We start from the raw sequence: 19,378 nt of genomic DNA, 5'->3' as shown, positions 1-19,378 counted from the left end.
CCGAAAACACCACCCGCACCCACCCCCCGGCCCGCGGAGAACTGCGCAACCCGGCCGAACCCAGCACACTGGTTCCGTGCGCACTGTCACAGCGACTGCCGCCGCCCTCACCGCGGCCCTGGCAGCCGGCGCGGCCGGCGTGGCCGCCGGACGGCTGGCCAGCGACGCCGCGCTCAAGGCGCCCGCCGGCCGGCCCCTGCCCACCGAACCCCGCCTCACCGTGCACGGCACGGCCGCGGGACAGATCACCCTCACCCGCGACCTGGCCTCCCTGCGCCCCGGCACCTACGGCCTCGCGGGCGACGGCTCGCACGCCGTCGTCGGACCCGTCCTGGAGTCCGTCCGGAGCACCGCCGACACCGTCGTGCGCCGCCTGCAAGGCGTCACCCACGGCACCCTCGAGGCCGGCGACAAGGTCTGGCTGACCCCGAACGTGCACGTCGGCAACCCGGCCTCCGCCCTCGACCTGGACCACGCCGACATCGACGTACCCGGCGAACTCGGCCCGCTGCCCGCCTGGTTCGTGCCCGGCCACCGGGACATCTGGGTGATCGCCGTGCACGGCCTGGGCACCACCCGTGAACAGACCCTGAACGTCATGGGCTTCCTGCACCACAGGCGCCTGCCGGTGCTCGCCCTCGCCTACCGCGGCGACCTCGGCGCACCCCGCAGTCCCGACGGCCTGAACCACTTCGGCGAGACCGAGTGGCGCGACCTGGACGCCGCCATCCGCTACGCCGTCCGGCACGGCGCCGGCCGCGTGATCCTGCTCGGCTGGTCCACCGGCGCCACCATGGCCCTGCACGCCGCCGCCCGGTCACCCGAGCGGGACCGTATCGCCGGGCTCGTCCTGGACTCACCCGTGCTGGACTGGCCGGCCACGCTGCGCGCCCTGGCATCGGCCCGCCATATGCCGGACGCCGTGCTGCCGCTCGCCGTGCGCGCCGCGCAGGGGCGCACCGGTCTGCACCCCGACGGCCTCGCCGACGCCGCCGACCCCGCCCGGCTCGACGTGCCCACCCTGCTCATCCACGGCCCGGGCGACACCGTGGCCCCCTGGGTGCACTCCCGGCGCCTCGCCGACCGCCGCCCGGACCGCGTCGCCCTGCACACCGTCCCGGACGCCCCGCACGCGGCCATGTGGAACGCCGACCCCGAGGCGTACGAGGAACAGCTGCGCCGGTTCCTCACTCCGCTCATGTAATCCATTCCGTTTAACTCCGTACCCGTGGCCTGATCATGGCCCCTCCGCCCCAGCCGGACACCGTGCCTTGGCCACCCCCGTCGCCCGCCGTGACATTCCGTTTGGGTTTTCGGACCGTCAACCGGAAGACTGCCCCCGTGACGTCCCGTATCCCGCGCGACTCCAGGCTTCGACTCGTCCGACCGCGACCCCTGGCCGCCGCCCCCAGAGCTGTGAACCAGCGGCGCCCACGCCGCCCCGCACCCCGGCCGCCGGAGGGCACGCCCGCCCCCGCGGAGCTGGCCAGAATGGCGCGCTCCGGCCTGGCGGGCGCGGCCCGCGTCGCCCACTGGGCCGACGCCGCCCTCGGCCCCGGCCGCGCCGGGGCCACCGAGGACGGCAAGGCCACCCTCTCCGACGCGGCCGCCGAACGCGCGGCCGCGGATCTGCATCTGACCGTGGCCCAGGTACGGGCCGACTGGGACACCGCCCGCCTCGCCGGCCTGGTCGAGGTGCACGGCGACAGCGCCCGCCCCGGCTGGCGGCTGCGCGCCTGGGACCGGGACGACAGCGCCGTACTGCGCGGCTGGGTCGCCCTCTTCGACGCCTGGTCGCTGGCCCATCCGGAACCCGCCGAGCACGAGCACGCGGTCGTCGCGGACGTGGTCTCGGCCATGCCTCAGGTGCTCTCCTTCCTCCAGTTGTCCGCCGGCCCGGTCCCGGTCGAGCAGCTTCTCGACCTGCTCAGGCAGCGGGTGACCGAACTGCGCACCGAGCGCTGCGAAGTCCCCTACGAGCCCGGTCCGGGCGACGCCCCGGGCGCCGCGCTCCCGACGGCCGACGCGCCCGCCGCCCCGCCGCCCGCGCCCGCCGAGGACATCCTCCTCGCCCCGATCCTCGACTGGGCCCTGCACGCCCTGGCCTCCGTCGGCGCCCTCACCTACGGCGACGGCCAGGCCACCCTCACCCCGCTCGGCAGCTGGGCGGTGTGGGTCAAGCTGGAGCAGATCTGCGTGGCCGCGCAGAGCCCGGCCGGGAACATCGAACAGTCCGCCGAGGACATGCTCCGCGGCTGCGCCCAGCTCCGCCCCAACGCCGCCCGCGCCGAGTACCGCGCCTGGCTCGCCGCCCGCCCCGTCGGCAGCGCCGTCACCGAACTGATCGAGGCCGCCCGTGGCGACGACGCGCTGCTGCGCGGCCTCGCCTTCGAGGCGTTGCGGGTCGTCGGCGCCCCCGCCGAGCCCGACGTACGCGGTGTCGTCGACGAGCCCACGCTGCGGCCCTACGCCCTGCTGTGGCTCGCCGAGCACGACGGCGCCGACCCGGAGGACGCCCACGAGGTCCTCACCCGCGAAGAGGCCACCTGGCTGTGGGTCGACACCGCCGCAGCCGTCGCCGACCACGGCGAGGCGCCGATGCTCGTGCGTCACCTGGAGTCCGCGGTGCAGCCCACCGTCCCCCGGCTGCTCGACGAGGTGCGCGCCGTCGGGCACCCGCGCACGGTTCAGGTCCTGGTCGCGCTCGCTGCCGCGCACCCCGACCCCGCCCTGGCCAAGGCGGTGCGCCGGGCCGCCTTCCAGGTGCACACCGGCGGATAGCGCGCGTCGGAGCGGGTCAGATCCCTATCTCGGGGGCGTATGTCCCGAAGCTCCAGATGTTGCCCTCGGCGTCCCGGGCTGTGTAGTCCCGCGAGCCGTAGTCCTGGTCCGTCGGGGGCATCACGATCTCCGCACCGTGGTCCACGGCGCGCTGGTGGTGCGCGTCGACGTCGTCCACCACGATGTAGACCCCCGCCGGGCCCGCGTCCCTCATCAGCGTGTCGAAGACACCGCCGCGGCCCTTGGAGCCCAGCATCACCGCGCCGTTGCCCTGCACCAGCTCGGCGTGCAGCACCGAGCCGTCCTCTCCCTCGTACACCGACAGCTCGGTGAATCCGAAGGCCTCCGTGAGCTGCTTGATCGCCGCCTTCGCGTCCGCGTACAGCAGCGTCGGATAGATGCTCGGACGCCCTCCGCCCGTCCCTGCCATGCCGATCACTCCTTTGTGAACATGCCTCACCTGTGTCCGTCGACGGTCCCGTCGGTCCCGTGGATCCGATCTGCCGCCCAGTCTTGCACCCGGCACTGACAACGCCCGGCGGCAATCGACCCCCGCTTCACCGGAACGTGTCGCACCGGTCCATGCCCCCGACCTGCCACCCTGCGGCCGAACGGGGGACGGCCCGACGCCCGCTCGCGTTGTCGCCCCGGCGCGCCCGGTCGGTACGGCCCCGAGGGACCGGGTGGCCCGGGGCCGGATCTGCTGGGCGGACCAGCGAAGAACCCGTTGGCATGGAAGCACGGCGGACCGGAGGGGCGGGGTGGTAGAGGGACTGGGCGAACGGGGAGGTCTGGATACGCCATAGGAACCGGCCGTACCCGTACGACCGGGCGGACTGGCGAAACCGGACGAACGGGAAGCACAGGAGGGCCCATTGGGGCGGGGCGCACCAGACGGACCGGTCGACCCGCAGCGACCGACCGACCCGGAGGGACCCGGCGCCCCGGAGGGCCCGACCGGCTCGGTGGGCCCGGCGGGACTGCGTGCCCTAGAGGGACTGGGCGAACCCGGGGAACCGGAAGAGCCCGAGGCGCCGGAAGGGCCCGGTGGACCAGAGGGGCCCGAGGGACCGGGAGGGTCGGTCCGCTCGGTGGGCACGGCCGGACTGAGTGGCCCAGAGGGACCGGAAGAGCTGGGTGGATCGGATGAGCCGGAAGGGCCCGGGGGAACGGTACGGCTCGGTGGATCGGGTGGTGCGGATGCGGCCGGGGGGCCGGGCGGCTCGGTGGGCCGGGTCGGGCTGAGTGGCCCAGAGGGGCTGGGTGAGCCGGTGGGGCTGGGAGAGCCGGATGGATCGGATGAGCCGGAAGGGCCCGGGGGAACGGTACGGCTCGGTGGATCGGGTGGTGCGGATGCGGCCGAGGGACCGGGCGGCTCGGTGGGCCGGGTCGGGCTGAGTGGCCCAGAGGGGCCGGAAGAGCCCAGCGGACCGGTTGGCGCAGAAGAGCCCGAGGGACCGGAAGGGTCCCCGGAGAGGCGGGGTGGACCCGGGGGAGCGGAACGGTCGGAGGGAGCGGTGCGGGGCCGCAGCCGCAGCCGGGGCCGGAGAGGGGTGGGGCGGGGGGTTGGGGTTGGCGGGGCTTTCGTGGGGGTGCTTCTCGTCGTCGCCCTTCAGGTGCGTCCCGTCGCCCCCTACGGGGACCGGCTCACCCCGCACGGACCCGAGGAGCGGGCCGCGACGGCGGTCCGCGCACGGGGTGCGGCCGTGGAGGCGTACGACCCGGCCCACGGCGAGCGGCGCTGGCGCTACGCGCGCGAGGGCCGCCGCCCGCTGGACGTACTCCCCGCGCGCGGGCACGCGATCGCCCTCTGGGACGACGGACTCGTGACCGCCACCGACGGCCGCTCCGTGCGCTGGCACCGCGCCCTGCCCGCCGTATCCGGCTGGCTCGCCGCGCACGGCGCCGCTGGCGTCCTGCGCCCGCTGCCCCGGGGCATGCTCGCCGTGGTCACTCCGCGCCGCATCACCGCGTACCGCACCGCCGACGGCGACCTGCGCTGGGTGCTGCCCGCACGTGAGCGCTGCGCGTTCCGTCCCGACCGCGCCGTGCGGCACGGCCCGAACCTGCTCGTGGCCCAGCCCTGCGCGCGGGGTGCCTGGACCGATCAGCTCGTCGCCGTGGACGACCTCGGGCCCGTCGCCCCGGACCGCTCGCCCCTCGGCAACGAGATGCCGGGCCGCACGGCGGGACACCCGGACCCGGGAAAACCGCTTGCACCGCCCCGTTAGACTGACCCCCATGGCCATTCTCCTCGCGCATTAGACGGCGGGAACGTCCTCAGCCGCCCATCCCGCCAACGACTTCGCCCTGGAGTCTGTCCGTGATCTCCGCCTCCGGTATCGAGCTGCGCGCCGGTGCCCGCATCCTCATCGAGAACGCCACGTTCCGCGTCGCCAAGGGCGACCGCATCGGTCTAGTCGGCCGCAACGGCGCCGGCAAGACCACTCTTACCAAGGTCCTGGCCGGCGAGGGCATCCCCGCCGCCGGCACCGTCACCCGCTCCGGCGAGGTCGGCTATCTGCCGCAGGACCCGCGCACCGGCGACCTGGACGTCCTCGCCCGTGACCGCGTCCTGTCCGCACGGGGCCTCGACGTGCTGATCCGCAAGATGCGCGAGAACGAGCAGCGCATCGCCACCGGTCAGGGCGCCACCCGCGAGAAGGCGCTGAAGCAGTACGAGCGCCAGGAGACCGAGTTCCTCACCAAGGGCGGGTACGCCGCCGAGGCCGAGGCCGCCACCATCGCCGCCGCGCTCAACCTGCCCGACCGGGTGCTCGGCCAGCCGCTGCACACGCTCTCCGGCGGTCAGCGCCGCCGCATCGAGCTGGCCCGGATCCTGTTCTCGGACGCGGACACGCTGCTGCTCGACGAGCCCACCAACCACCTCGACGCCGACTCCATCGCCTGGCTTCGCGACTACCTGAGGACGTACCGCGGTGGCTTCATCGTCATCTCGCACGACGTCGACCTGGTCGAGACGGTCGTGAACAAGGTCTTCTACCTGGACGCCAACCGTTCGATGATCGACGTCTACAACATGGGCTGGAAGCTCTACCAGCAGCAGCGCGAGGCCGACGAGAAGCGCCGCAGGCGCGAGCGGCAGAACGCCGAGAAGAAGGCCGCCGCGCTCAACGCCCAGGCCGACAAGATGCGGGCCAAGGCCACCAAGACCGTCGCCGCGCAGAACATGGCGCGCCGCGCCGAGAAGCTGCTGTCCGGCCTCGAAGCGGTCCGTCAGTCCGACAAGGTCGCCAAGCTCCGCTTCCCGGAGCCCGCGCCCTGCGGCAAGACCCCGCTGATGGCCGAGGGCCTGTCGAAGTCGTACGGCTCGCTGGAGATCTTCACCGACGTCGACCTGGCCATCGACAAGGGCTCGCGGGTCGTCATCCTGGGCCTCAACGGCGCGGGCAAGACCACCCTGCTGCGGCTGCTCGCGGGCGTCGAACAGCCGGACACCGGCATGGTCGTCCCCGGCCACGGCCTCAAGCTCGGCTACTACGCGCAGGAGCACGAGACCCTGGACGCCGACCGCACGGTCCTGGAGAACATGCGCTCGGCCGCTCCCGACATGGATCTGGTCGAGGTCCGCAAGGTCCTGGGTTCGTTCCTGTTCTCCGGCGACGACGTCGACAAGCCCGCCGGCGTCCTGTCCGGCGGCGAGAAGACCCGCCTCGCGCTCGCCACGCTCGTCGTCTCGTCGGCGAACGTGCTGCTCCTGGACGAGCCGACCAACAACCTCGACCCGGCGAGCCGGGAGGAGATCCTGGGCGCGCTGCGCACCTACGCCGGCGCGGTCGTCCTGGTCACCCACGACGAGGGCGCGGTGGAGGCGCTTCAGCCGGAGCGGATCATCCTGCTGCCGGACGGCGTGGAGGACCTGTGGGGCACCGACTACGCGGACCTCGTCGCGCTGGCTTGATCGAAAGAATGATCCACGGGCTATGGATCATTCGGCCCATCGGTGATCCATCATCTGTGTGAGATCTCCTGGTATCCGGGTGTGTCCTACACCCATAGAGCGGCCGATCCCTCCATCGGTGAGGGGTCGGCCGTCGTGCGTCTCTGACCTGGCACTTCGCGAATGAACCCGTTCGGCGGTACGGACGGCATGCGCCGGAATAAGTAATTCCGCTTGTGGGGATGTGCTCCTGTCGTCAAAACCGTGTCTTACGGACCTTGCCGAATGGGTGGCCATCGGGCCCGGGAGGGGTGATCATGAGGAGACCAGAGCGCACTTCCCATGAGGAGGCACGGGTGGCCGAGACTCTGAAGAAGGGCAGCCGGGTGACCGGCGCCGCGCGCGACAAGCTCGCGGCAGACCTGAAGAAGAAGTACGACTCCGGTGCGAGCATCCGGGCGCTGGCCGAGGAGACCGGCCGCTCGTATGGCTTCGTACACCGGATGCTCAGCGAGTCGGGCGTCACGCTCCGCGGGCGTGGCGGGGCGACCCGGGGCAAGAAGGCCGCATCGTCCTGACCCCGGGCGGCCCATCGGCTTCGATGGTGGCCACCCGGCCGGTCCTCCCACAGCGCCCCTGAGGGGGCCTGGGGGCACCTCAGATCGGCCGGGTGGTTACTGTGCAGTCACTTAGCATGCCGTCACGGCACGGCGTGTCGACCGCACTCATCGGAGGCGCCCCATGGCTTCGCCCGACCAGGACCTTGCTCCCGCACTCGACAAGGACGGCGTACGGCTCACCGTCGACGACGCGCTCGCCACGGTGACCCTGACCAACCCGGCCAAGCGCAACGCCCAGGGCCCCGCACTGTGGCGGGCGTTGGCCGAGGCCGGGCGGTCGCTGCCGGGCACCGTGCGAGTCGTCGTGCTGCGCGGCGAGGGCAAGTCCTTCTCCGCCGGCCTCGACCGGCGGATGTTCGCCCCGGACGGCATTCCGGACGAGCCGACGCTCACCGATGTCGCACGCCGCGACGATGCCGAACTGGACGCGACCATCGCCGCCTTCCAGGAGGCATTCACATGGTGGCGGCGGAACGACCTCGTCTCCGTCGCCGCCGTCCAGGGGCATGCCATCGGTGCCGGCTTCCAACTCGCCCTCGCCTGTGACCTGCGCGTCGTCGCGGACGACGTGCAGTTCGCGATGCGTGAGACCAGCCTCGGGCTCGTGCCCGATCTGACCGGCACTCATCCGCTGGTCGGCCTGGTCGGATACGCCCGCGCGCTGGAGATCTGCGTGACCGGGCGGTTCGTCGGCGCCGAGGAGGCGGTGAGCTGTGGGCTCGCCAACCTCGCGGTGCCCGTCGGCGAACTCGACGCCGCCGTACGCGACCTGACCGGGGCGATCCTGGCCGCGCCACGGGACGCCGTGGTGGAGACCAAGGCACTGCTGCGCGGTGCGGGCGGACGCACGTACGAGGAGCAGTGCGCCGCCGAACGGGCCGCCCAGGCGCGGCGGCTGCGGGATCTGGCCGGCGTCGGCGACTGAGCCGCGCACGGGCCCGGCGGCACCTGGCCGAGGACGCGCCCCCGGCGCTGCGCCCGGGCGGCACGGTCCCCGGCCGCCCACTGGCCGCCCTCAGGCGCCGGCGTCCGGGCGGCCGGGTGTTCCGCTGCGACCCCGGGAGGCCGCGCGCGTCTCGGCCGTGCCCCGGCGCGCCGGCCGGCCGCCCGGCGGCGCCCGAGCGGCCACCCCGGCCATGGCCGGGGTGGCTCGGCCGGCCACCGCCGGCCGTCGACGTGGCGCTCAGCCCACCGCCGTGACCAGCACCGCCACCGTCGCACGCCCCTCCAGCGCCGCCGCCACGGCGGTACGCACCTGGCGGACCACGTCCCGCGGCCGGTGCCCCGCCGCCACCGCCAGCTCCACCCGGACATGGCGGCGCGGCGACGCGCCCGGCCCAGGCCGGCGTACCTCGCAGTGCACACCCCGGCCGAGACCGCCGAGGCTGCCGGTCAGCCGGACCACGCCCGGCACGGACAGGGCCGCCGTCGCCGCGCGGATCTCGTCGGGGCCCGTGCCCTCCCGGGCCGGGGCCGGCTGCGGCGCCCGCGCCGCCGGGGGGTCCGCGGGCCCGTCCAGCAGTTCGGTGATCCGCAGGTCCACCTCCGTGACCGTCAGCCCGAGCCGCTGGTCCGCGGCCGTGGCCAGGGACAGCCGGAGCCGGGACGCGGTCTCCGGCAGCGGCGCGGCGGCCGTGGCCGCGAAGTCCGCCGCCACCCGCAGCGGTCCCGGGGGCAGCGCGCTCGGCGGCGCCGGTACGACGGCCTCCTCAGCCCCCTCGGCTTCTTCGGCCCGGTCGGTCTCCTTGGTCTCACCAGCTTCACTGGCCCCCTCAGCCTCACCGGCCGCTGCCTCGCCGGTCCCCTCGATGCCGCCCGCCCCGCCCGCCCCGTCCGTCTCGTCGGGCTCGGCGAGTGTGATCCGCAGCCTGCCCAGGCACACGCCCGGCACCTCCGCTGCGGCGCCCCGCAGCACCGCCTCGGCCGCCGCCTCCGTGATCCACCCGCCGTCCCGCGCACCGCCGAGCGGCAGCAGCCTGCCGAGCCCCACCTGCTGCCGCACCACTCGGGTCCATGGGTCCGCCGTCATTCCTCCAGCCTGCCCCATTCCCGGCGCGCGATCCCGCCACCGCACATACGGTGGTCGCAGGAGGACGACCGGAAGGGACGCACGGCGATGACCGACATGACGGAGCAGAACCGGACGACGGGCCCCGAGGCCGAGGCCGAGACACCGGTGCAGACCCGCAAGGCCACCAAACGCGGCGGTGGGGACCCGGCGAGCCGCGGCCGGACCACCATCGCCGACGGGGTCGTGGAGAAGATCGCCGGGCTCGCCGCGCGCGACGTGCTGGGCGTGCACGCGATGGGCAGCGGACTGAGCCGGACCTTCGGCGCCGTGCGCGACCGGGTGCCGGGCGGTTCGAAGTCGGTGACCCGCGGGGTGAAGGCCGAGGTCGGCGAGGTGCAGACCGCGCTCGACCTGGAGATCGTCGTGGACTACGGGGTGTCCATCGGCGACGTGGCCCGCGACGTCCGGGAGAACGTGATCGCCGCCGTGGAGCGGATGACCGGACTCGAGGTCGTGGAAGTCAACATCGCGGTGAGTGATGTCAAGCTCCCCGAGGAAGAAGAAGAGGAGCTGGAGCCGCGGATCCAGTGATGCCCCGGGCGGCGACCGGACCACGCGGCTGAGGAGCGGAGGAGGGCAGCATGAACATGGCCGTGATCGGCATGATCGCCGGAATGGCGCTGGGCTTCGCCGGATACTTCGGCGGATTCGGCGCGTTCCTGCTGGTGGCGGCCCTGGGCGCGATCGGGTTCGTCGTCGGCCGGTTCCTGGAGGGTGACCTGGAACCAGGTGACTTCTTCCGTACCCGCGACGGCAAGCGCGACCGGCGCCGATGACGACCGCCGGTGAGTCCCTGAGCGGCGGGCCGGGCGCGGCACGCGGAGCCGTGACCGCCGTCGCGCCGGGCGCGCGCGGCGCCACCCGGATCGCCGACCGGGTCGTCGCGAAGATCGCCGCGCAGGCCGCGCGGGAGGCCGTCGGCCCGCTCCCGAAGGACGCCGCGCCCCCGCACGCGACCGTCGTCGTGCGCCCCCCGGCCGCCGAATCCGCCAGGACCCGGGGCACCGCCACCGCCTCGGCCCGGGTCCGCGTCCACCTCGAACTCGACTACCCGACCGACATCGGCGCCCGCTGTGCGGCCGTGCGTCGTCATGTGACCGAGCGGGTAGGCGCGTTGGTGGACATGGAGGTGCCGGAGGTCGCCGTGGAGGTGGAGCGGCTGCATCTGGCACCGGGGCACGGCGCGGACGGGAGGACGCGATGAGCGAGCCCCAGGGCATGGAGACCGGCACCCGGCCCCTGCCGGTCGTGGAGAAACCGGCCGGTCCCGCACTCGACCAGTCCGCCTCGGCGGCGGACTACGATCCACCGCGCGCCGCGGACGGCCCGGACGGCCGGGACGGCCGCTTCTGGTCCGTGCGCCGGGTCCCGGCCGGCATCGTCGCGCTGCTCCTTCTGCTCGGCGCGGGTGTCTTCCTGTACGACGTCGCCGCCGTACGGGCCGACCGGCCCGCCATGCACTGGCGCCGCGCCCTGGCCCATCAGCTCGCGCACCGGCCCCTCGACGACATCTGGGTGCTGATCGGCGCAGGCGTCGCCACGGTCCTCGGCCTGTGGCTGATCGCGCTCGCCGTCACCCCCGGCCTGCGGAGCCTGCTGCCGATGCGGCGCGGCCACCCCGACGTACGGGCCGGACTCCAGCGGCGGGCCGCCGCCCAGGTGCTGCGCGACCGGGCCATGGAGGTCTCGGGCGTGCGGTCGGTGCGGGTGCGGATGCGGCGGCGGAAGGCCGACGTCCGCGCGGTCTCGCACTTCCGCGAACTCGACGAGGTACGCGCCGATCTGGACCTCACGCTCGCCGAGGCGGTCCGGGGACTGGGCCTGTGCCGGCCGCCCACCCTGTCGGTGCGTGTGGCGCGGCCCGGACGGAAGGGGTGACGGCGGTGCTCCGGATCGTCAACCGGGTGCTGATCGGGATCATCGGTCTGCTGCTGGTCGCCGTCGGCGGGCCGGTGCTGGCCGTGGGCCTGGGCGCGCGACCGCCGTCCTGGTGGATCCACGGCGGGCCGCACGACGTGCTGCTCAGCGACGCCCAGCGGAGCCGGTGGCGGGACGCCGGCTGGTGGTGGCCCGCGGTGATCGCCGGGCTCGCCGTGCTGGTCCTGCTCGGGCTGTGGTGGCTGACCGCGGTGCTGCGCCGGCGCCGGCTGGCCGAGGTGGTCGTCGACACGGGCGACGGCGCGGGCGCGCTGCTGCGCGGCCGGGCCCTGGAGACCGTGCTGGTGGGGGACGCGGCCCGTCTTGACGGGGTGGCCCACGCCCAGGCGACGCTCACCGGCCGCCGCACCGCCCCGCAGGCCCGGGTCTGGCTCCAACTGGAGCCGGACGTGGACCCCGGCACGGCCCTGCACCACCTCGCCACCGGGTCCCTGACCCGCGCCCGCGACTCAGCGCGGCTGCCGGCACTGCCGGCGGAGGTGTTCCTACGCGCCGTCAAGCACCGCGCGGAACGGGTGACTTGACAAAGCCCACGGTCGTGCCGCGCCGGGCCGTCACCGGGAGCCGGTGCGCTGCGCGACGCTCGCGGGCGGTGGTGGGTCGGCGTTGTGCACGGCGACCCTGATCGTGCCGGGGCCCGGTGCGGTCGCCGTGGGGGCGGCTCGCTGGTCGTTCTGTCCCAGGAGTGCCGCGGTGGGCTGCGGGGTGGTGCCGGGGTGGCCGTGCCGCTTCCGCTCACCAGATCCGGCCGGTGGCCGCCGGCCGGACTCGCCCTGGTCTTCGGCATCGAGGGGGACCCGCGGAAGCACCGACCACGGCCGGCAGACGACCCCGAAGCAGGTGCCGCGCGTTCCGGGACACCGGCCAAGGCGCGGGGGGAGCCCAGCCGACGAGTCCCGGGCCGTGGGTTCAGAAGCCGTGGCGCATTCCGCCGTCGATTGGGATCATGATGCCCGTCAGGTAGGAGGCGGCGGGGGACAGCACGAACGCGGCCACCCGGCCGAACTCCGCCGGTGTGCCGTACCGGCGCAGCGGGATGCGGGCCTCGTTCGCGGCCCGGGTGACCGCCGGGTCCGCGGACAGCGCGTCCAGCTCGCGCACGCGGTCCGTGTCGATGCGCGCCGGCAGCAGCCCCACGACCCGGATCCCGCGCGGCCCCAGCTCGTCCGCGATCGACTTGGCCAAGCCGGCCAGTCCGGGCCGCAGCCCGTTGGAGATCGTCAGCCCGGGGATCGGCTCGTGCACCGACCCGGACAGCACGAACCCGATGACACCGCCCTCCGTCAGCTCCTCCGCCGCCGCGCGAGCGACCCGCACCGCGCCCAGGAACACCGACTCGAAGCCCGCCCGCCACTGTTCGTCCGTGTTGTCGGCGACGAACCCGGGCGGCGGTCCGCCGACGCTGACGAGCACGCCGTCGAACCGGCCGAACCGCTCGCGCGCGGTCGCGATCAGCCGTGCGGGGGCGTCCGGGTCGGCGTTGTCCACGGCGATGCCGACCGCGCCGGGCCCCAGTTCGGCCGCCGCGTCGGCGACCCGTTGCTCGTCCCGCCCGGTGATGACCACCTTCGCCCCGTCGGCGACCAGTTCGCGCGCGGCGGCGTTGCCGAGCCCGCGGGTGGCCCCCGTGACGACGTACACCCGGTCCTTCAGTCCAAGATCCATGGCCCCTATCCTGCCCCGTCGCCCCCGAACAGCACGAGGGCGGTGTTCACCAGCGCGATATGGCTGAACGCCTGCGGGAAGTTGCCCAGCTGGCGCCCGGCCACCGGGTCGTACTCCTCGGACAGCAGCCCCACGTCGTTGGCGATCCCCACCAGCCGCTCGAAAAGCCGCCGCGCCTCGCCCGTACGGCCCGTCAGATGCAGCGCGTCCGCGAGCCAGAACGAGCAGGCCAAGAAGACGCCCTCGCGTCCGGGCAGCCCGTCGATGCCGTCGCCGGTACCGGCGTAGCGCTGCACGAATCCGTCGCACCCCAGCTCCGCGCGGACCGCGTCCACCGTGCCGATCACCCGCGGATCGTCCGGCGGCAGAAACCCGGCGCGGGGAATGAGCAGCAGGGCGGCGTCCAGCTCCTGTGAGCCGTAGTACTGGGTGAAGGTGTTACGGTCCGGGTCGTAGCCCTTCTCGCACACCTCGCGGTGCACCTCGTCCCGCAGCGCCCGCCAGCCCGCCTTGTCCCCGGGGAGTTCGGGGTACTCCTCCAGGGTGCGCACCGCCCGGTCGGCGGCCACCCACACCATCACCTTCGAGTGCACGAAGTGCCGGCGTCCGCCGCGCACCTCCCACAGCCCCTCGTCCGGCTGCCGCCAGTGGGCGCGCAGCCACTCCAGCAGGATGTTCTGCATCGACCACATGTGCGGCTTGGGTGAAAGACCGGAACGCCGGGCCAGCCAGAGCGAGTCCATGACCTCGCCGTACACGTCGAGCTGCAACTGGTTGACGGCGCCGTTGCCGATCCGCACCGGCGCCGACCCGGCGAACCCGGACAGCCACGGCACCTCGAACTCGGGCAGCCGCCGCTCACCGGCCACGCCGTACATGATCTGCAGGTCCGCCGGGTCGCCCGCGACCGCGCGCAGCAGCCAGTCGCGCCAGGCTCCGGCCTCCTTGTGGTATCCGGCGGACAGCAGGGCGCCGAGGGTGAGGGTGGAGTCGCGCAGCCAGCAGTAGCGGTAGTCCCAGTTGCGCACGCCGCCCAGCTCCTCGGGCAGCGATGTGGTGGCCGCGGCGACGATGCCGCCGGTCGGACGGTAGGTGAGGGCCTTGAGGGTGATCAGGGAGCGTACGACGGCGTCCCGGTAGGGGCCGTCGTAGCGGCAGCGGGCCGCCCAGCGCCGCCAGTCCCGCACGCTGGAGCTGAGCGCTTCGTACGGATCGACCAGGCCGGGGCGCGGCTCGTGCGAGGGGTGCCAGGTGAGGACGAAGGCGATCTTCTCGCCCTCCGCGACGGAGAACTCGGAGTGTGTGCCGAAGTCCTTGCCCCATGTCCGCACCTCGGGTTCGCTGCGCAGCCACACCGAGTCCGGTCCGGCGACGGCGACCCGGTGGCCGCCGGAGCGGCGCATCCACGGGATGATCGAGCCGTAGTCGAAGCGGAGGCGGAGCGTGCTGTGCACGGTGACGCGTCCGCTGACGCCCTCCACGATCCGGATCAGTTCGGGGGCGCGCTCGCGCTGCGGCATCAGGTCGGTGACCCGGACCGTTCCCTGCGGGGTGTCCCACTCGGTGTCGAGGACCAGGGTGTCGGGACGGTAGCCGCGGCGGGTGCAGCGGTCCGCGTCCACGGGTGCGATCCTCCAGTGCCCGTTCTCCTCGTCGCCCAGGAGCCTCGCGAAGCAGGCGCCGGAGTCGAAGCGGGGCAGACACAGCCAGTCGACGGAGCCGTCCGTGCCGACCAGGGCAGCGGTCTGCTCATCGCTGATGAGGGCGTAGTCCTCGATGCGGGGGTGCACGCTGATGCGGGTTCCCGGTGTGCCGACGGGACAATCCGGGTCGCGGCCGGGTGGGTGACCCGCCCGGCGGTCACACGGCGGCCGGCTCCGCCTGCGGCGTCGTCTCGCCGTCCGTCGCGCGGGCCCGCTCGCGTGCCTCCCGACGAGCCAGGACGCCCCAGCCGACCGGGACCGCGGCGGCGAACAGCCACCACTGGATCATGTACGCGTAGTTCAGCGGGGCGTCTTCCTTGCCCGGGTCGGAGATCTGCTGCGGGGTGTCGCCCTTCGGCTCGGGGGCCGTCTGCTCGATGTAGCCGCCGAGCACCTCGGCGCCGAGCCGCCGCGCCTCCTCCTCGCTGTTGATCAGCATGATCTGGCGGTCCGGCAGCCCCTCGACGTTCTTGATGCCGCTCGCCGCGGTCGTCTCGTCCGCCTTCAGCCGCCCCGTGACGGTGGTGCGGCCCGCGGGCGGCGCGGGGATCTTCGGGAAGGCGGTCTGGGAGCCGGTCGCCGGGATCCAGCCGCGGTTGACCAGCAGCACCTTGCCGTCGGTCAGCACGAGCGGGGTCAGGACGTGGAAGCCGACCTCGTCGCCGGAGTTGACCCGGCGGCGCACCACGACCTCATGGCCGGGGTCGAAGGTGCCCGTCGCGGTGACGCTGCGGTACCGCTCGGTGCGGGTCACCGTGTGTCCGGGCGAGGTCAGCTGCTCCACCGGTACGGGCTCGGCGGACAGCGCGTCGGTGACCAACTGGTTCCGGGCGCTGCGCTCTTCGTACCGGTGCTTCTGCCAGAAGCCCAGCTCGATCATCACGGGGATCAGGAGCAGGGCGATCAGGGTGAGGATCACCCACTGCCGGGTCAACAGGAAGCGGTACACCCGTCGACCGTACAACTTGGACGTCGGGTGCATTCAGTGGGGTACCGGTTCACACCCGGTCCACGATTCCCGTCTTGCCCGCGGCCCGGGCACAGTGGGCACCGCAGAACCACTGGCCCTCGGCCTCCACGCCCTGGCCGATGATCGAGACACGGCAGTGCTCGCACACCGGGGCCATGCGGTGGATCGCGCAGGAGAAGCAGTCGAAGACATGGACCGCGCCCTGGGCGTGCACCTCGAACGTCATTCCGTAGTCATTGCCGCAAACTTCGCATTTCGCCATGGGCTCAGGGTGAGCGGTCACCGTCCCCCGGTCGAGCGATCACCGCGCGAGTCGCCCCCAATCACCCGACCGCCCGGCAGCGCACGACCGCCCCGCCCAAGCCCCGGCACCACCCGGCGCCACCGGCCCACCGGCTCAGCCCCGCCCAAGGCCCGCAGGCCGCCCCCGTAGCGTGCGGTCAGCATTGGGGGGTCGCTGGTTCCACGTCTCTCAGTAGGTGGCCGAACGCCGCCTCGTCGATCACCGGAGTGCCGTGCTGCCGTGCCTTGACCGCCTTCGAGGTGCCCGAGTCCGGGTCGTTCGTGACCAGCAGACTGGTCAGCCGGGACAGGCTCGTCGACACATGCAGCCCCGCCTCGGTCGCCCGGTCCTCCAGCAGCTCGCGGTCGACCGACGTGTCCCCGGAGAACGCGACCCGCATGCCCTGCTTGAGCCGTCCGCCCTGCTCCCAGCGCCCCGGGTTGGGGTAGGGACACGCGGGACGCCTGCGGGCGGGGCGCCAACCGGACGGCCCGTAGCCGCCCGCCTGCCGGCCGATCCGCGGTACGGGCGTGTCGTTCCACTCGGTCAGCGGCCGGCACTCCAGCAGCGGCAGCCGCACCTCGTCCCGCGCCGCGGCCCGCAGGCTGGGCCGGAAGGCCTCCGCGAGCACGCGCGCGTCGTCCAGCGCGTGGTGCGCCTGCCGCTGTACGACGCCGAAGTGCGCCGCCAGCGACTCCAGCTTGTGGTTGGGCAGCGGCAGCCCCAGTTCCTTGGACAGCGCGATGGTGCACAGCCGCTGACGCACCGGTGCCTCGCGTTTCGCGCGCGCGTACTCGCGTGCGATCATCTGCCAGTCGAAGACGGCGTTGTGCGCGACGAGCACCCGGTCCGCCAGCCGGGCGGCGAACTCCTCGGCGATGTCCGCGAAGAGCGGCGCCCCCGCCAGCACCTCGCTCGTCAGACCGTGGATCCACACCGGGCCGGGATCGCGCTCCGGGTTGACCAGCGTGTACCAGTGGTCCTCGACCTCGCCGCGCGCGTCCAGCCGGTAGACGGCCGCGGAGATGATCCGGTCGTCCCGGGCCAGCCCGGTGGTCTCCACGTCAACGACCGCGTATCCCTGCGGATACGCGGCCGGCCACCGGGTGGGGGAGGACACTGCGGTCGTACGGTCTTCGAGCATGGTCACTGAGGATACGGGCCGGTACCGACAGTCCCGCCCCCAGGCTCCCGGCGCCCCGCGTCCTGTCCGAGCCGACGTCAATTCCCCGCACACCGCACGCGTTTCGGTCCCGGTACGCCGGCGGCCCGGCAAGGCGGGCCCGCAGCACGACCGTTGTGCGTTGCGGCCGGTGCGCGTCCCGTTCGGTGCGCGGCCGGCGCCCGGGAGCGTCGCTGCGGGCGCCGCCGAGCGCGAGCTGCGATCCTCCGTCCTGTGACGGAACCGACGCGCCCCCCACACGACGAGCCGCACGGCGGCGGGCTCGGCCTGCGGCTGAACTGGTTGCGGGCGGCGGTCCTCGGGGCGAACGACGGCATCGTGTCCACGGCCGGACTCGTCGTCGGTGTGGCCGGGGCGACGAGCGACCGTGCCGCCCTGCTCACCGCCGGACTCGCCGGGCTGCTGGCCGGTTCGATGTCGATGGCCGCGGGCGAGTACGTGTCCGTGTCGACCCAGCGTGACTCGGAGATGGCCGCCCTGGCGGTGGAGAAGCGGGAGTTGACGGAGCAGCCGCAGGCCGAACTGGCCGGCCTGCTGGAGGAGCGCGGGCTGTCCCGTGAGGTGGCGCGGGAGGCGGCGGAGCAGTACACCGCGCGGGACGCGCTGCGGGCCCACGCGCGCGTGGAACTGGGAATCGACCCGGACGAGCTGACCAATCCCTGGCACGCGGCATGGGCGAGCTTCCTGGCCTTCACCGTCGGCGCGCTGCTGCCCCTGCTCGCCATCGTGCTGCCGCCCGCGGACCGGCGGCTCCCGGTCACCGTGGTGTCCGTCCTGGCCGCACTGGTGCTGACCGGCTGGAGCAGCGCCCGGCTGGGCGCGGCGGCCCCCGGCCGGGCGGTGCTGCGGAACGTGGCCGGCGGAGCCCTGGCGATGGGGATCACCTACGCGGTCGGCACCCTGCTGGGCGCGGTCGGGGTCTGACCGGTCCGCGGTCCGACGCGCGGGTCCGTCCGACGGCGGTCGGGCGCGCGGACGACGTACCGTGAAGTGGGCTCGACCACCCCGGGCGCCCCGCACACACGCACGCACCACCCTGCGGCCACGCCCCCACCACCAGGCCCCCACCACCAAGCGCACCGCCGTACGCACACCGCCCGAGACACGAGGCACCGCCGCACGCACACCGCACGAGGCAGCTCCGCACCCACACCGCACGGATACCGCACGAGAAAGACCCCTGCCATGCGCGCCACCACCATCCACGCCCCGTACGACATCCGTGTGGAGACCGTGCCCGACCCGGTCGTGCGGCTGCCCACCGACGCGGTGGTGCGCGTCCTGCGCGCCTGCATCTGCGGCAGCGACCTGTGGGCGTACCGCGGCGCGGCGCCCCGGCAGCCGGGGCAGCGGATCGGACACGAGTTCCTGGGCGTCGTCGAGGAGATCGGCTCCGAGGTGGACGGTGTGCGCCGCGGCGATCTCGTCGTGGCGCCCTTCAAGTGGTCCGACGGCGTCTGCGACTACTGCCGTGAGGGCCTGACCACCTCCTGCGAGCACGGCGGCTTCTGGGGGTCCGTCGGCTACGACGGCGGCCAGGGCGAGGCCGTGCGCGTGCCGTTCGCCGACGGCACCCTAGTGACGCTGCCCAAGGAGGCGGCCGGCGACGACCGTCTGCTGTCCGCCCTGCTGACCCTCTCGGACGTCCTCGGCACCGGCCATCACGCCGCCCTCGGCGCCGGTGTCCGCCCCGGTGCCGGCGTCGCCGTCGTCGGGGACGGCGCCGTCGGCCTGTGCGCCGTGCTGGCGGCCCGTCGGCTGGGCGCCGAGCGGATCATCGCGCTGGGCCGGCACCGGGTCCGTACGGACCTCGCGCGCCGCTTCGGCGCCACCGACGTCGTCGCCGAACGCGGGGAGGCGGCCGTGGAGGCGGTCCGCGCGCTCACCCGGGGCCAGGGCGCGCACGCCGTCGTCGAAGCGGTCGGCACCGAGCAGTCGATGACCACGGCCGTGCGCATCGCCCGGGACGGTGGGGCCATCGGCTACGTCGGCGTGCCGCACGGCAGCGGCACCGGCCTCGACCTGGGCGTCATGTTCGACCGGAACATCGCCCTGCGCGGCGGCGTCGCGCCGGTCCGCGCGTACATCCCGGAGCTGCTGCCGGACGTCCTCGACGGCACCGTCGACCCCTCGCCCCTCTTCGATCTGACGGTCGGCCTGGAGGGCGTACCGGACGGCTACAAGGCGATGGACGAGCGTTCCGCCCTGAAGGTGCTCGTCACCACCTGAGAGGGCGCCAGGTCGGTCCCGGGCCGCCTGCGGA

General features: G+C 74.0%; 20 protein-coding genes. 13 read left to right on the top strand and 7 right to left on the bottom strand.

What is annotated here, in order from left to right; genetic code table 11:
• Positions 1-76 precede the first annotated feature (76 nt).
• Positions 77-1,204, top strand: coding sequence for an alpha/beta hydrolase (locus tag ACIRFL_RS16990; RefSeq protein WP_404029087.1), 1,128 nt, complete (start codon positions 77-79; stop codon positions 1,202-1,204).
• Positions 1,205-1,341: 137 nt separating this feature from the next.
• Positions 1,342-2,781, top strand: a complete 1,440-nt coding sequence (locus tag ACIRFL_RS16985; protein WP_404029085.1) for a hypothetical protein — start codon at positions 1,342-1,344, stop codon at positions 2,779-2,781.
• A gap of 16 nt (positions 2,782-2,797) precedes the next feature.
• Here ACIRFL_RS16985 and ACIRFL_RS16980 read toward each other — a convergent pair whose 3' ends face one another.
• A complete protein-coding gene (locus ACIRFL_RS16980; protein WP_388717680.1) occupies positions 2,798-3,211 on the bottom strand; it encodes a VOC family protein in 414 nt (137 codons plus the stop codon).
• A 1,156-nt stretch (positions 3,212-4,367) separates the two neighbouring features.
• On the opposite strand from ACIRFL_RS16980, the gene ACIRFL_RS16975 reads away from it, so the two are divergent.
• From ACIRFL_RS16975 to ACIRFL_RS16960, 4 genes are all read left to right on the top strand, one after another.
• A complete protein-coding gene (locus ACIRFL_RS16975) occupies positions 4,368-5,012 on the top strand; it encodes a hypothetical protein (protein ID WP_404029083.1) in 645 nt (214 codons plus the stop codon).
• Positions 5,013-5,104: 92 nt separating this feature from the next.
• A complete protein-coding gene (abc-f, locus tag ACIRFL_RS16970) occupies positions 5,105-6,703 on the top strand; it encodes a ribosomal protection-like ABC-F family protein (RefSeq protein WP_404029081.1) in 1,599 nt (532 codons plus the stop codon).
• 335 nt (positions 6,704-7,038) lie between these two features.
• Complete coding sequence (locus tag ACIRFL_RS16965) at positions 7,039-7,260, top strand: helix-turn-helix domain-containing protein (RefSeq protein WP_004002281.1); 222 nt, start codon at positions 7,039-7,041, stop codon at positions 7,258-7,260.
• 163 nt (positions 7,261-7,423) lie between these two features.
• Entirely contained in the window at positions 7,424-8,227 is an 804-nt protein-coding gene (locus tag ACIRFL_RS16960) for an enoyl-CoA hydratase/isomerase family protein (RefSeq protein WP_404029079.1), read from the top strand.
• 258 nt (positions 8,228-8,485) lie between these two features.
• Here ACIRFL_RS16960 and ACIRFL_RS16955 read toward each other — a convergent pair whose 3' ends face one another.
• Positions 8,486-9,331 (bottom strand): nucleopolyhedrovirus P10 family protein, encoded by an 846-nt coding sequence (locus ACIRFL_RS16955; RefSeq protein WP_404029077.1) that lies wholly within the window; start codon positions 9,329-9,331, stop codon positions 8,486-8,488.
• Positions 9,332-9,418: 87 nt separating this feature from the next.
• Here ACIRFL_RS16955 and ACIRFL_RS16950 point away from each other — a divergent pair, with 87 nt between their 5' ends.
• The 5 genes from ACIRFL_RS16950 to amaP are packed head-to-tail and all read left to right on the top strand — an operon-like array spanning position 9,419 to position 11,835.
• Positions 9,419-9,904, top strand: a complete 486-nt coding sequence (locus ACIRFL_RS16950) for an Asp23/Gls24 family envelope stress response protein (RefSeq protein WP_404029075.1) — start codon at positions 9,419-9,421, stop codon at positions 9,902-9,904.
• A 50-nt stretch (positions 9,905-9,954) separates the two neighbouring features.
• A complete protein-coding gene (locus ACIRFL_RS16945) occupies positions 9,955-10,149 on the top strand; it encodes a hypothetical protein (protein WP_404029073.1) in 195 nt (64 codons plus the stop codon).
• Complete coding sequence (locus ACIRFL_RS16940; RefSeq protein ID WP_404029071.1) at positions 10,146-10,577, top strand: Asp23/Gls24 family envelope stress response protein; 432 nt, start codon at positions 10,146-10,148, stop codon at positions 10,575-10,577. The genes ACIRFL_RS16945 and ACIRFL_RS16940 overlap by 4 nt, the downstream gene beginning before the upstream one ends.
• Positions 10,574-11,251, top strand: coding sequence for a DUF6286 domain-containing protein (locus tag ACIRFL_RS16935; protein WP_404029069.1), 678 nt, complete (start codon positions 10,574-10,576; stop codon positions 11,249-11,251). The genes ACIRFL_RS16940 and ACIRFL_RS16935 overlap by 4 nt, the downstream gene beginning before the upstream one ends.
• Entirely contained in the window at positions 11,248-11,835 is a 588-nt protein-coding gene (gene amaP / locus ACIRFL_RS16930; protein ID WP_404029067.1) for an alkaline shock response membrane anchor protein AmaP, read from the top strand. The genes ACIRFL_RS16935 and amaP overlap by 4 nt, the downstream gene beginning before the upstream one ends.
• 385 nt (positions 11,836-12,220) lie before the next feature.
• Here amaP and ACIRFL_RS16925 read toward each other — a convergent pair whose 3' ends face one another.
• The 5 genes from ACIRFL_RS16925 to ACIRFL_RS16905 form a co-directional block, all read right to left on the bottom strand.
• Positions 12,221-12,976 carry an SDR family oxidoreductase gene (locus ACIRFL_RS16925; protein WP_404029065.1) on the bottom strand — a complete coding sequence of 252 codons (756 nt, stop codon included), beginning with the start codon at positions 12,974-12,976 and terminating at the stop codon, positions 12,221-12,223.
• 5 nt (positions 12,977-12,981) lie between these two features.
• The gene (locus tag ACIRFL_RS16920) at positions 12,982-14,766 is read right to left on the bottom strand and encodes a glycoside hydrolase family 15 protein (protein ID WP_404029063.1); all 1,785 of its coding nucleotides are present in this window, start codon (positions 14,764-14,766) and stop codon (positions 12,982-12,984) included.
• 70 nt (positions 14,767-14,836) lie between these two features.
• Entirely contained in the window at positions 14,837-15,628 is a 792-nt protein-coding gene (locus ACIRFL_RS16915; RefSeq protein ID WP_404029061.1) for an SURF1 family protein, read from the bottom strand.
• A 49-nt stretch (positions 15,629-15,677) separates the two neighbouring features.
• Positions 15,678-15,911 carry a hypothetical protein gene (locus tag ACIRFL_RS16910; RefSeq protein WP_404029059.1) on the bottom strand — a complete coding sequence of 78 codons (234 nt, stop codon included), beginning with the start codon at positions 15,909-15,911 and terminating at the stop codon, positions 15,678-15,680.
• Positions 15,912-16,089: 178 nt separating this feature from the next.
• A complete protein-coding gene (locus ACIRFL_RS16905) occupies positions 16,090-17,076 on the bottom strand; it encodes a DEDDh family exonuclease (protein ID WP_404029057.1) in 987 nt (328 codons plus the stop codon).
• A 252-nt stretch (positions 17,077-17,328) separates the two neighbouring features.
• On the opposite strand from ACIRFL_RS16905, the gene ACIRFL_RS16900 reads away from it, so the two are divergent.
• On the top strand, positions 17,329-18,039 hold the full coding sequence (locus ACIRFL_RS16900) for a VIT family protein (protein WP_404029055.1): 711 nt from the start codon (positions 17,329-17,331) through the stop codon (positions 18,037-18,039).
• Between the two features lie 261 nt (positions 18,040-18,300).
• Complete coding sequence (locus tag ACIRFL_RS16895) at positions 18,301-19,344, top strand: zinc-dependent alcohol dehydrogenase family protein (RefSeq protein ID WP_404029053.1); 1,044 nt, start codon at positions 18,301-18,303, stop codon at positions 19,342-19,344.
• Positions 19,345-19,378: the final 34 nt, after the last annotated feature.

The sequence above is a fragment of the Streptomyces sp. NPDC102462 genome, assembly GCF_044765425.1.
In the GTDB taxonomy this organism is placed as follows: Bacteria; Actinomycetota; Actinomycetes; order Streptomycetales; family Streptomycetaceae; genus Streptomyces.
This window is presented reverse-complemented; position numbering and strand designations above follow the sequence as displayed.

What these genes read in the sequence shown, in the direction of transcription:
- ACIRFL_RS16980 (WP_388717680.1), bottom strand. Translation starts at nt 3,211, where the DNA reads ATGGCAGGGACGGGCGGAGGGCGTCCGAGCATCTATCCGACGCTGCTG.
- ACIRFL_RS16960 (WP_404029079.1), top strand. Translation starts at nt 7,424, where the DNA reads ATGGCTTCGCCCGACCAGGACCTTGCTCCCGCACTCGACAAGGACGGC.
- ACIRFL_RS16955 (WP_404029077.1), bottom strand. Translation starts at nt 9,331, where the DNA reads ATGACGGCGGACCCATGGACCCGAGTGGTGCGGCAGCAGGTGGGGCTC.
- ACIRFL_RS16950 (WP_404029075.1), top strand. Translation starts at nt 9,419, where the DNA reads ATGACCGACATGACGGAGCAGAACCGGACGACGGGCCCCGAGGCCGAG.
- ACIRFL_RS16945 (WP_404029073.1), top strand. Translation starts at nt 9,955, where the DNA reads ATGAACATGGCCGTGATCGGCATGATCGCCGGAATGGCGCTGGGCTTC.
- ACIRFL_RS16940 (WP_404029071.1), top strand. Translation starts at nt 10,146, where the DNA reads ATGACGACCGCCGGTGAGTCCCTGAGCGGCGGGCCGGGCGCGGCACGC.
- ACIRFL_RS16935 (WP_404029069.1), top strand. Translation starts at nt 10,574, where the DNA reads ATGAGCGAGCCCCAGGGCATGGAGACCGGCACCCGGCCCCTGCCGGTC.
- ACIRFL_RS16925 (WP_404029065.1), bottom strand. Translation starts at nt 12,976, where the DNA reads ATGGATCTTGGACTGAAGGACCGGGTGTACGTCGTCACGGGGGCCACC.
- ACIRFL_RS16910 (WP_404029059.1), bottom strand. Translation starts at nt 15,911, where the DNA reads ATGGCGAAATGCGAAGTTTGCGGCAATGACTACGGAATGACGTTCGAG.
- ACIRFL_RS16905 (WP_404029057.1), bottom strand. Translation starts at nt 17,076, where the DNA reads ATGCTCGAAGACCGTACGACCGCAGTGTCCTCCCCCACCCGGTGGCCG.
- ACIRFL_RS16895 (WP_404029053.1), top strand. Translation starts at nt 18,301, where the DNA reads ATGCGCGCCACCACCATCCACGCCCCGTACGACATCCGTGTGGAGACC.